Annotated in this window: 6 protein-coding genes, 18 tRNA genes and 1 pseudogene; 23 read left to right on the top strand and 2 right to left on the bottom strand. The window is 40.0% G+C overall.

Annotated elements, in window-relative coordinates; genetic code table 11:
* Positions 1-28: 28 nt before the first annotated feature.
* From AC1DS7_RS17265 to AC1DS7_RS17180, 18 genes are all read left to right on the top strand, one after another.
* Positions 29-103: transfer RNA gene (locus AC1DS7_RS17265), tRNA-Gly, on the top strand.
* 16 nt (positions 104-119) lie between these two features.
* Positions 120-208, top strand: a tRNA-Leu gene (locus AC1DS7_RS17260).
* Between the two features lie 3 nt (positions 209-211).
* Positions 212-285: transfer RNA gene (locus AC1DS7_RS17255), tRNA-Arg, on the top strand.
* Between the two features lie 11 nt (positions 286-296).
* Positions 297-370 (top strand) — tRNA-Pro (locus AC1DS7_RS17250).
* Positions 371-384: 14 nt separating this feature from the next.
* Positions 385-457: transfer RNA gene (locus tag AC1DS7_RS17245), tRNA-Ala, on the top strand.
* Positions 458-477: 20 nt separating this feature from the next.
* A tRNA-Met gene (locus AC1DS7_RS17240) sits at positions 478-554 on the top strand.
* A gap of 4 nt (positions 555-558) precedes the next feature.
* Positions 559-635, top strand: a tRNA-Ile gene (locus AC1DS7_RS17235).
* Between the two features lie 17 nt (positions 636-652).
* Positions 653-745: transfer RNA gene (locus AC1DS7_RS17230), tRNA-Ser, on the top strand.
* A gap of 27 nt (positions 746-772) precedes the next feature.
* Positions 773-849, top strand: a tRNA-Met gene (locus AC1DS7_RS17225).
* Positions 850-852: 3 nt separating this feature from the next.
* Positions 853-928, top strand: a tRNA-Asp gene (locus AC1DS7_RS17220).
* Positions 929-942: 14 nt separating this feature from the next.
* Positions 943-1,018 (top strand) — tRNA-Phe (locus AC1DS7_RS17215).
* A 14-nt stretch (positions 1,019-1,032) separates the two neighbouring features.
* Positions 1,033-1,108, top strand: a tRNA-Thr gene (locus AC1DS7_RS17210).
* Positions 1,109-1,118: 10 nt separating this feature from the next.
* Positions 1,119-1,194 (top strand) — tRNA-Lys (locus tag AC1DS7_RS17205).
* Between the two features lie 13 nt (positions 1,195-1,207).
* A tRNA-Gly gene (locus AC1DS7_RS17200) sits at positions 1,208-1,278 on the top strand.
* 6 nt (positions 1,279-1,284) lie between these two features.
* A tRNA-Ile gene (locus tag AC1DS7_RS17195) sits at positions 1,285-1,361 on the top strand.
* Between the two features lie 7 nt (positions 1,362-1,368).
* Positions 1,369-1,443, top strand: a tRNA-Asn gene (locus tag AC1DS7_RS17190).
* A gap of 6 nt (positions 1,444-1,449) precedes the next feature.
* Positions 1,450-1,540 (top strand) — tRNA-Ser (locus AC1DS7_RS17185).
* 6 nt (positions 1,541-1,546) lie between these two features.
* Positions 1,547-1,618: transfer RNA gene (locus AC1DS7_RS17180), tRNA-Glu, on the top strand.
* A gap of 184 nt (positions 1,619-1,802) precedes the next feature.
* Here AC1DS7_RS17180 and AC1DS7_RS17175 read toward each other — a convergent pair.
* A complete protein-coding gene (locus AC1DS7_RS17175) occupies positions 1,803-2,849 on the bottom strand; it encodes an FUSC family protein (RefSeq protein ID WP_476999125.1) in 1,047 nt (348 codons plus the stop codon).
* 684 nt (positions 2,850-3,533) lie between these two features.
* On the opposite strand from AC1DS7_RS17175, the gene AC1DS7_RS17170 reads away from it, so the two are divergent.
* Entirely contained in the window at positions 3,534-4,478 is a 945-nt protein-coding gene (locus AC1DS7_RS17170; RefSeq protein ID WP_002089250.1) for an L-lactate dehydrogenase, read from the top strand.
* A 193-nt stretch (positions 4,479-4,671) separates the two neighbouring features.
* Here AC1DS7_RS17170 and AC1DS7_RS17165 read toward each other — a convergent pair.
* Positions 4,672-4,791 (bottom strand): annotated as a pseudogene (locus AC1DS7_RS17165) (TasA family protein); the annotation flags it as partial.
* Positions 4,792-5,371: 580 nt separating this feature from the next.
* Here AC1DS7_RS17165 and glgB point away from each other — a divergent pair.
* The 4 genes from glgB to glgA all read left to right on the top strand — a co-directional run bounded on the left by glgB (position 5,372) and on the right by glgA (position 11,008).
* Entirely contained in the window at positions 5,372-7,309 is a 1,938-nt protein-coding gene (glgB, locus tag AC1DS7_RS17160; protein WP_085312677.1) for a 1,4-alpha-glucan branching protein GlgB, read from the top strand.
* Positions 7,257-8,387 (top strand): glucose-1-phosphate adenylyltransferase, encoded by a 1,131-nt coding sequence (glgC, locus tag AC1DS7_RS17155; RefSeq protein ID WP_002129671.1) that lies wholly within the window; start codon positions 7,257-7,259, stop codon positions 8,385-8,387. The genes glgB and glgC overlap by 53 nt, the downstream gene beginning before the upstream one ends.
* Before the next feature lie 18 nt (positions 8,388-8,405).
* Positions 8,406-9,440: a glucose-1-phosphate adenylyltransferase subunit GlgD gene (gene glgD / locus AC1DS7_RS17150; RefSeq protein WP_002089245.1), complete on the top strand. Its 1,035-nt coding sequence runs from the start codon at positions 8,406-8,408 to the stop codon at positions 9,438-9,440.
* A gap of 137 nt (positions 9,441-9,577) precedes the next feature.
* The gene (glgA, locus tag AC1DS7_RS17145; protein WP_476999127.1) at positions 9,578-11,008 is read left to right on the top strand and encodes a glycogen synthase GlgA; all 1,431 of its coding nucleotides are present in this window, start codon (positions 9,578-9,580) and stop codon (positions 11,006-11,008) included.
* Positions 11,009-11,022 lie beyond the last annotated feature (14 nt).

Raw genomic sequence — 11,022 nt, 5'->3', positions numbered from 1 at the left:
TTTTAATAAAATAACTCAAACATGTCTTGCGGAAGTAGTTCAGTGGTAGAATACAACCTTGCCAAGGTTGGGGTCGCGGGTTCGAATCCCGTCTTCCGCTCCAATTTTCAGTATGACATGCCGGGGTGGCGGAAYAGGCAGACGCACAGGACTTAAAATCCTGCGGTGGGTGACCACCGTGCGGGTTCGACCCCCGCCCTCGGCACCATATGCGCCCGTAGCTCAATTGGATAGAGCGTTTGACTACGGATCAAGAGGTTAGGGGTTCGACTCCTCTCGGGCGCGTTTTTTATTAACGGGAAGTGGCTCAGCTTGGTAGAGCACCTGGTTTGGGACCAGGGGGTCGCAGGTTCAAATCCTGTCTTCCCGATATTTTCAAAATATGGGGCCTTAGCTCAGCTGGGAGAGCGCCTGCCTTGCACGCAGGAGGTCAGCGGTTCGATCCCGCTAGGCTCCACTTATTTGAATATAACTTATGGCGGTGTAGCTCAGCTGGCTAGAGCGTACGGTTCATACCCGTGAGGTCGGGGGTTCGATCCCCTCCGCCGCTACCATAAAGGACCTTTAGCTCAGCTGGTTAGAGCAGACGGCTCATAACCGTCCGGTCGTAGGTTCGAGTCCTACAAGGTCCACCACTCAAAGTTCATATCTCGGAGGTATACCCAAGTTCGGCTGAAGGGATCGGTCTTGAAAACCGACAGGCGGCGAGAGTCGCGCGGGGGTTCGAATCCCTCTACCTCCTCCATTTTTTCTAAATTAAATATTATATCRTCGCGGGGTGGAGCAGTACGGTAGCTCGTCGGGCTCATAAYCCGAAGGTCGCAGGTTCAAATCCTGTCCCCGCAACCAAATGGTCCCGTGGTGTAGTGGTTAACATGCCTGCCTGTCACGCAGGAGATCGCCGGTTCGACCCCGGTCGGGACCGCCATTTTTTTACATAAAGGCTCGGTAGCTCAGTCGGTAGAGCAGAGGACTGAAAATCCTCGTGTCGGCGGTTCGATTCCGTCCCGAGCCACCATTTTGAAATCGCAAGCCGGCTTAGCTCAATTGGTAGAGCAACTGACTTGTAATCAGTAGGTTGGGGGTTCAAGTCCTCTAGCCGGCACCACTTTAAAAATGAGCCATTAGCTCAGTTGGTAGAGCATCTGACTTTTAATCAGAGGGTCGAAGGTTCGAATCCTTCATGGCTCACCATTTTTAATTTAATGCGGGTGTAGTTTAGTGGTAAAACAAGAGCCTTCCAAGCTCTGGTCGAGAGTTCGATTCTCTTCACCCGCTTTTTATGGGCCTATAGCTCAGCTGGTTAGAGCGCACGCCTGATAAGCGTGAGGTCGATGGTTCGAGTCCATTTAGGCCCACCATAATTATTCCGCAGTAGCTCAGTGGTAGAGCTATCGGCTGTTAACCGATCGGTCGTAGGTTCGAGTCCTACCTGCGGAGCCATATTATAGAGAAGTACCCAAGTGGCTCAAGGGGCTCCCCTGCTAAGGGAGTAGATCGCGAACGCGGTGCGAGGGTTCGAATCCCTTCTTCTCTGCCAGATTTTGGCCCGTTGGTCAAGTGGTTAAGACACCGCCCTTTCACGGCGGTAACACGGGTTCGAATCCCGTACGGGTCATACTAAAAGAGATAGCATAATCTGCTATCTCTTTTTTGTTGTATATATGTTATCTAAAGCGGACTTTTAGTAGTCTGCTTTTTTTTATAAAAGATGGAGTATGAAAAGGTCATTATAGGGGGGATTTTGTTCTACTGGAAAAGATACCTAAAATATTAAAGCATCTTTCGCTAGATAACCACCTTTACACTGATTTCGCCATCGCTCTACTGAATATCAAGTTCACTGCAATCACGATGACTGCACCGATAAGGGTTGCAAATACACGGTCGAACAGAATGATAAACTGGAACGGCTTGCCGGCTTCCATGATCAAAATAATGAGCGGGATCATGGTTGCAGAGTATACAAGATAATTTCGAACCTTTAGAAGAGGTCGAACACCTGCGAATAGCCCGATACTTATAACTAACCCCAAAATTGGTAGACTAGTTGCGAGAAGCAAGCTCGCAACAATCACGCCGATTACTGTACCAAGCACTCGTTGTGTTGTTTTGATTGGAAAGAGTTCTATTTTCCGCTGAGTAAGGATCGCTACGGTAATTGCAATCCAATAGAAGTGGTGCTCGGGCCAAAGTATTCGCAATCCCTCAGCTATACCTAGACATAATGCGAGCCTGATTTGGAATTGCCAATTGGATAGGTGTGCAAGAGAGTTCCACCATAGAATGATTTTTTTCGATGTTGGCCCTTTCACAGCTCCATCCAGCGATGATTTAAAACAACGGTGTACCCAGATGCCTAGCACCAAGCTGATACTGACGGTCCAAATCGCCCCCGCTAAGATTGAAAAAATTAGTTCCATCCGGTACTCCGTCTGGTCGACCATATTGAGGATGATAATCAGGAATACGACAAAGCGTGTTGTTGCCACCGCCAAGGCACGACTATATCCGCCAATTAACGCAGCAAGGCTTACCAGCAGGATCAAGACTCCAAATGTTAGATAGCCATGTCCGAAAGAGAGAACAGCAGCAATCGCGGCGAGCACTACTGATATCAGCGCTGATGCCAACCTTTTCCCGTGATTTATAAAACTCGAACCGACTTTCACGCTACTGACTGCCAAACTGCCGACCGATGCAGCAAAACCAAGAGCGGGATAGCCTAGAACTGTGGCGAACAGAACGGGTCCGGCCATACCTATGCCGGCGGAAATGAGTTCTACTATTTCTACCTTGGCCTCCTTAGACCAAGAAAACACTTGGGCCCTATATGTCTTTACATTCATCTATAGCACCTCTTCCGACCCAAAGAGTAGGGTACAGTTTAATAATAGGCTCTTTCTTTAATCCATGGACATGTGGTGATACCTATGTCCATCAGGCTAATATTTTGAAGTATCCCCAAAATGAAAATTTTATCTTTCCAGAGTTATTTATAATAATTCAGCTCATTTTTTTCGATATGGGGAAATACCAATTTCTTAAGTTGATGGCAATGTATGGTGACCCCTTATAAAAACCTCTAAAAGTATTGCTGCGGATTTACAAAAGTTAAATGATAAGAATTATGTGAAGGCTAACTTCTTCGCTCCAGTCAAATTTTGAGGTGGGAGTCTTACTGCCCACAAATAGCGGGATAAATAATATAGATAGAAGAAGCTATCCTTGTCGAAACGTCGATATAACCAAAGTTGTGTTCGATATAATTTCACTTACCAAGAAAACTTTAAGAAAAAACCTTTCACAATCTAAAGAAAACGCCTCCATTGAGATGGATTTCACCCGCATTCTAACAACTTTACACTCTATGTGAAAAAGTTCACAAATAGGTCATAATTTGTGAAGGAATTCACAATAATCCGTGCTACAATATGTATGTAAAGAAGTTAAACAACATTAAATTAGTATTTTAATTAATTACTTAAACAATAATAAAAAATAGATGTAAACAATTGAAAGGGGAAATTAACATGAAAAAAGGTATCAATCGCGTAGTATTAGTAGGAACAGGAGCTGTAGGTTGTAGTTACGCTTACTCAATGATCAACCAAGGTGTAGCTGAAGAATTCGTACTAGTAGATGTTAATGAAGCAAAAGCAGAAGGAGAAGCAATGGACTTAAGCCATGCGGTACCATTCTCTCCAGCACCAACAAAAGTTTGGAGCGGTAGCTATGCAGATTGTAAAGATGCAGATTTAGTAGTTATCACTGCTGGATTACCACAAAAGCCAGGCGAAACTCGTTTAGACTTAGTTGAGAAAAATACAAAGATCTTTAAACAAATCGTTCGCGGTATTATGGATAGCGGATTCGATGGAATCTTCTTAATCGCAACTAACCCAGTTGATATTTTAACTTACGTAACTTGGAAAGAATCTGGTTTACCGAAAGAGCGCGTAATCGGTTCTGGTACTACTTTAGACTCTGCTCGTTTCCGTTACATGTTAGGTGACTACTTAGATGTAGATCCACGTAACGTTCATGCTTACATCGTTGGTGAGCACGGTGACACTGAACTTCCAGTATGGAGCCACGCTACTGTAGGTGTACAAAAACTAGAAACAATCTTAGCGAACAACGAACAGTATAACCAAGAAGATTTAGATAAAATCTTTGAAAATGTACGCGATGCAGCTTACCACATTATTGAGCGTAAAGGCGCAACTTACTACGGAATCGGTATGTCACTACTTCGTGTAACTAAAGCGATCTTAAGCAACGAGAACAGCGTATTAACTGTATCTGCATACCTTGAAGGTCAATATGGTGAGAAAGATGCTTACGTAGGTGTTCCAGCTGTTATTAACCGCGAAGGTGTACGTGAAATCGTAGAACTTGAATTAAACGAAGAAGAAAAAGTGAAGTTCGCTCATTCTGTAAAAGTATTAAAAGAAACAATGGCACCAGTACTATAATAACCGCTAATAATTCAGAGGCGGGAAAGTGCTTCCTACCTCTGAATTTATATAAATTAATATAAATTCCTTTCCGGTTTCCCTTGTATATCCCCAATATACCCCTTTTGCTGGATAAGGGTCATTTATAGAAAAAAGCACTCTATTTTCGAATAGAGTGCTTTTATATGTTATTTTTTCGGTGTTAGACGTCTTGAAATGAATTACCCGATGTTTCGGAGTCGCTGAAATAGGCGAATACACTGCCAGATGTAAGTGATAAGCCTAGTGATGCAGTGACAACTGCCATTCCTACTTTTTGTTTCAATGACATAAGAAAGCCCCCTAGTTTGATTTTTATCCCGCTATTTGTGGGCAGTAAAATTCCCACCTCAAAATTCGGCTGGAGCAAAGAAGTTAGGTGGGAGTAGGGCTGCCCGCAACCCACCACTGATTAAAGTTTCACTTTACAGCAAACATTCGCAACGAGCATGAAATAAGTAAACATAGTAATTCAGTATGAATTGTAGTTGCGAAGTATGCTGTTCGTTATTGAGAACAAGTGTATGCTTATGAATTTTACATTTCAATAAATTTTGTGACAAAAAATGTTGAGAAACATTTTTTTATGAAAGATTATTTTGTTTGTATTTTACGTGGAAAGAGCGTGAAATACAGAGAGAAACCAATAAAATAAATATTGAGCAACAATGAAAGGCGAGAAATAGTAAGGGAAATGAAGCGCTTGCAATGAATATTCGTCAAAATTCGATAATTTACACGGAAAATGTGAATATTTTAAGTGAAATTTAAGAAAAAAACGAATATTTTTTAAAAAATAACAAGGATATTTCAGTTTTTCGCAGAAATGATAAAGAGTAAAAAATTTCTGTCATCTTAGTGAGGTGAACATATTGGATGTAATAAATTGTGAAGAAGTGAAACGAGATGAGTTTCATACAGAAAAGTACTATGACAGTTATAACATCTTTGGGGCACATATTGTGACGGAAGATGGGATGCGAGGTGTACGATTCACAGTATGGGCTCCTCATGCGAAAGCAATGAGTGTTGTTGGGGATTTTAATGAATGGGATTATGAGCAACATAAGATGCTACAAGTGACAGAAGAGGGGATTTGGTCCTTGTTTGCACCGCATATTGAAGAGAATGATATATATAAGTATGCGATTGAAACGATGGACGGTGACGTTATTTTAAAAGCGGATCCTTATGCAGTATATGCAGAAGTAAGACCAAATACGGCATCTGTAGTTTTTGATATAGAGGGATATGAATGGAATGATAAAAACTGGATTCGTAAGAGAAAGAAAAAATCGATTTATAAAGAAGCGATGACAGTTTATGAATTACATTTCGGTTCTTGGAAAAAGAAAGAGGATGGCGCTCTGTATTCTTACAGAGAAATGGCCGAGGAGCTCATTCCGTATGTGGTGGAACATCAATTTACACATATTGAAATTATGCCGCTTGTTGAGCATCCATATGATCGTTCTTGGGGATATCAAGGAACAGGATATTATGCAGCGACAAGTAGATTCGGCACGCCACATGATTTGATGTATTTTGTCGATGAATGTCATAAATATGGAATCGGTGTCATTTTAGATTGGGTGCCGGGGCATTTTTGTAAAGATGCTCACGGTTTATATTTGTTTGATGGGACACCGACTTATGAATATAAAGATAGAGACGTACAAGAAAACCTGGTATGGGGAACTGTTAATTTTGATTTAGGGAAGAGAGAAGTACGCAATTTCTTAATTTCAAATGCGTTATTTTGGATGAGGCATTTCCATATTGATGGTTTCAGGGTAGATGCAGTTGCGAATATGCTGTACTGGAATAAAGAAGGAAAAGAGCAAAGCAATGAACATGCTGTTTCTTTCTTACGAGAGTTAAATGAAGCCGTGTTTGCAGAAGATGAAGAGTTTCTTATGACAGCGGAAGATTCAACAGCTTGGCCACTTGTAACAGCTCCAACATACGAGGGTGGACTTGGATTCAATTATAAATGGAATATGGGTTGGATGAATGATGTGCTGAAATATATGGAATGTGCGCCAGAGTACCGGAAATACATTCATGAGAAAATGACATTCTCTTTAATATATGCTCACTCTGAAAACTTCATATTGCCGCTTTCTCATGATGAAGTCGTTCATGGGAAAAAGTCGTTATTAAATAAAATGCCGGGAGATTACTGGGATAAGTTTGCTCAGCTTCGTTTATTATATGGATATTTCTTTACTCATCCAGGTAAGAAATTACTCTTTATGGGTGGAGAATTCGGGCAATTTGATGAGTGGAAAGACCTTGAAGATTTAGATTGGAATTTACATGATTTTGAAATGCATCGTAATATGCATGATTACTTTAAAGAGCTCATAGCATTGTATAAGCGCTCAAAACCACTTTGGCAGTTAGATCACTCGCCTGAAGGATTTCAGTGGATTGATGCTAATAATAATGAGCAAAGTATTTTCTCGTTTATCCGCCAAGGGGATAAGCAGGAAGATGCGTTAGTTGTCGTATGTAATTTTACGAAAGCTACATATGAAAACTATAAAGTAGGTGTACCAGATTTCGAGTACTATAACGAAATTTTAAACAGTGACTCGGCGCAATATGGCGGATCGGGGCAAGTTAATAAGAAACGTCTCAAGACGATTCTAGAGCCATATCATAATCAAGCAGCACATGTAGAAATTACAATTCCACCATTTGGCGTATCCATATTACGACCAGTGAAGACGAGAAAGGGGAGCAAAAAACAAGATGGCTCAAAAACAAAAGTGCGTAGCAATGTTACTAGCAGGGGGAAAAGGTAGTCGTTTAAGTGCATTAACAAAAAATTTAGCCAAGCCAGCTGTTCCATTTGGTGGTAAATATCGCATTATTGATTTTACGTTAAGTAACTGTGCAAACTCCGGTATTGAAACGGTGGGGATTTTAACACAATATCAACCGTTAGAACTTCATAATTATATTGGAATCGGAAATGCTTGGGATCTTGATCGTGTAAACGGTGGAGTCACTGTGTTACCTCCTTATGCGGAGTCTTCAGGTGTGAAGTGGTATACAGGTACGGCAAGTGCTATTTATCAAAACTTAAACTATTTAAGTCAGTATGAACCAGAATATGTCCTTATTTTATCAGGCGATCATATTTATAAAATGGATTACAGCAAAATGCTAGATTACCATATTGAGAAAGAAGCGGACGTTTCGATTTCTGTTATTGAAGTGCCGTGGGATGAAGCAAGTCGCTTTGGCATCATGAATACAAATGAAGAGATGGAAGTTGTTGAATTTGAGGAGAAACCGCAATTTCCAAGAAGTAATCTTGCATCAATGGGAATTTATATTTTTAACTGGGCTATTTTAAAAGAATATTTAGAGATGGATGCAAGAAACCCTGAATCTAGTAATGACTTCGGAAAAGATGTACTTCCGCTCTTGTTAGATGAAGGGAAGAAGTTGATGGCGTATCCATTTGAAGGATATTGGAAAGATGTTGGAACGGTGAAAAGCTTATGGGAAGCGAATATGGATTTACTTCGCGATGAAACATCGTTGAACTTGAACGATCGTAATTGGCGCATTTATTCTGTAAATCCAAACGAGCCGCCTCAATATATTGCAGAAAAGGCAAAAGTAGAAGAGTCACTTATTAATGAAGGGTGCGTCATTGAAGGGGACGTGAAGCATTCTGTTTTATTCCAAGGAGTGACGGTGGAAGAAGGTAGTATGGTAATCGATTCTGTCGTTATGCCGGGGGCAAAGATTGGTAAAAACGTTGTGATTGAAAGAGCGATCGTTGGATCGGAAATGGTTATTGAAGATGGGACAATAATTCGTCCAGAAAAAAATGTTGATGATGTAGTACTAATTGCTGAAGGAAAATAGAAAAGGGGGATGAAATGAATGGGAGAAAAAATGTTAGGAATTATTAATGCAACGGGAAGTTTTCCTTCCTTAAAGAAAGTAACAGGGCATCGTTCATTAGCGGCGTTACCGTTTGGAGGCCGTTATCGCCTCATTGATTTCATGCTTTCAAATATGGTGAATTCTAATATTCATAGCGTGGCGGTTTTTACAAGTCATAAAAATCGTTCTTTAATGGATCATGTCGGTTCAGGAAAACAGTGGGATTTAGATAGAAAGCGTGATGGACTGTTTTTATTCCCACCGAACTGCCAATGTGATCATGACGAATTTGGATCTTTTGCACATTTTAGAAGACATATTGATTATTTTCTAAGAAGCAGAGAAGAATATGTTGTTATTACGAATAGCCATCTTGTAACAGCGTTAAACTTTCAAGCGGTGTTAGAGCGACATATACATACGTCTGCAGATATTACTGAAGTTTGTCATGAAGGGGTTTCGCTTCAAACATATGTGTTAAAGAAACAATTATTGCTAGACTTATTTGAGACATATAAAGATGTGGAGCAATACAGTTTATTTGATGTAGTGAGAGAAAAGAGCGGGAAATCACTGCATATTACTACGTACGAACATACAGGATATGTAGCTATTATTGATTCTATTGAAAGTTACTATAAACATAGCCTAGAAATTTTGCAGCCTTCTATTTGGAAGCAATTATTTAAGAAAGAAGCACCAATCTTTACGAAAGTAAAAGATGAGCCACCAACTCGTTATGTGAAGGGTGCAGTAGTGAAAAATACGATGATTGCAAACGGCAGTATTATTGAGGGTGAAGTAGAAAATAGTGTTGTCTCCCGTTCTGTTAAAATTGGAAAAGGTTCAATTGTTCGTAATAGTATTATTATGCAAAAGAGCCAAATTGGAGATAATTGCATAATAGACGGTGTTATTATTGATAAAGACGTGAAAATTGGTGACGGCGTAGTGTTAAAAGGAAATGCCGATGAGCCATATGTTGTAGAAAAAGGTAGTGTACAAAATAGTACAATCAACAGTTATTCGTAAATAGCAGGTGCATAATTAGTGGGGGATTTAGAAAACCCCCACTAATTAAGGTTTTACTCTATATGAAAACTTGAAGGGAGGAAGCTGTAAGAAGAGCGATTTATGATGTATACGCTTTTCGTGCAGTGGAACAACAGGTGAATATTTTATTTGCAGTATCAGAATGTGTACCGTTTATTAAATCCGGAGGTCTAGCTGATGTAGCAGGAGCGCTTCCAAAAGAATTAAAAAAATTAGGAGTGAATGTTCGCATTATACTTCCAAACTACAGTCTTATCCCGAAAGAGTTAAGAGAAGGATGTACGCTTCATAAAGTAATTAGCGTTCCCCTTGGATGGAGAAATCAATATTGCGGGATTTTAAAAGGTGAGCAGGACGGGATTACGTATTACTTAATAGACAATGAATATTATTTTAAGAGAGATTCTCTATATGGCCATTATGATGATGGGGAGCGTTTTTCTTATTTTTCAAAAGCAGTTTTAGAGTGTATTCCGCATCTTGATTTCGAAGTAGATGTTCTTCATAGCCATGATTGGCATACAGCTATGGTTAATTTCTTACTTCGTGAAAAGTATCAAGATAACCCGTTATATGAGCATATTAAAACGGTATATACGATTCATAACTTGCAGTTCCAAGGTGTATTTCCTCCTGAAGTGATGTACGACTTACTGGAGCTTGGTCATGAATATTTTCATAGTGAACAGCTTGAGTTTTATGGAAACGTGAACTTTATGAAAGGCGGTATTATCGCATCTGACCAAATTACAGCGGTTAGCCCGACATATAAAGAAGAGATTCAATATGAGTTTTTCGGTGAGAAGTTAGATGGATTGCTACGAAAATATAATGATAAGCTTAGTGGCATTGTAAATGGAATTGATACGAGCGTATATAATCCAGAAACAGATCCATATATTACGGCTCAGTATAGTGCAGAATCGCTAGATGAAAAGAATGAAAATAAACGCGCATTGCAGCGTTATTTTGGTTTACCAGAAAAAGAAGATACACCAATTATTTCGATGGTAACGAGATTAACGAAGCAAAAAGGTCTTGATTTAGTACGTACTGTATTCCGCGAAATAATGGAGGAAGATGTGCAATGTATTATTTTAGGATCAGGTGACTCTGAATATGAACAATTCTTTGAATGGATGGCATACGAGTATCCAGAAAAGGTAAAAGTATATATTGGGTTTAATGAAGCGTTAGCGCACCAAGTGTACGCGGGAAGCGATTTGTTTTTAATGCCATCGCTGTTTGAACCGTGTGGACTTGGACAACTTATTGCGCTAGCATATGGCACGATTCCAATTGTAAGAGAAACAGGCGGATTAAATGATACTGTACATTCTTACGATGAGGACACTGGAATTGGGAATGGCTTTAGCTTTACGAATTTTAATGCGCATGACATGTTACATACGATTCTTCGTGCAATTGAGTTTTATCAAGATAAACCGGTATGGGATAAGCTTGTAAAGCAAGCGATGACTGAAGATTATAGCTGGGGGAAATCTGCTCTTGCATACAAGAAATTGTATAAAAGTCTCATGGAATAACATTGAGGTGGTGA

The sequence above is a fragment of the Bacillus sp. P4_E1 genome (assembly GCF_056401715.1).
Note: the sequence above shows the minus strand (reverse complement) of the source record. Positions and strands in the feature narration are given on the sequence as shown.

Bases quoted from the DNA above. Each gene is read 5' to 3' on its own strand.
- AC1DS7_RS17170 (WP_002089250.1), top strand. From the start codon at position 3,534: ATGAAAAAAGGTATCAATCGCGTAGTATTAGTAGGAACAGGAGCTGTA.
- glgD (WP_002089245.1), top strand. From the start codon at position 8,406: ATGGGAGAAAAAATGTTAGGAATTATTAATGCAACGGGAAGTTTTCCT.
- AC1DS7_RS17175 (WP_476999125.1), bottom strand. From the start codon at position 2,849: ATGAATGTAAAGACATATAGGGCCCAAGTGTTTTCTTGGTCTAAGGAG.
- glgC (WP_002129671.1), top strand. From the start codon at position 7,257: ATGGCTCAAAAACAAAAGTGCGTAGCAATGTTACTAGCAGGGGGAAAA.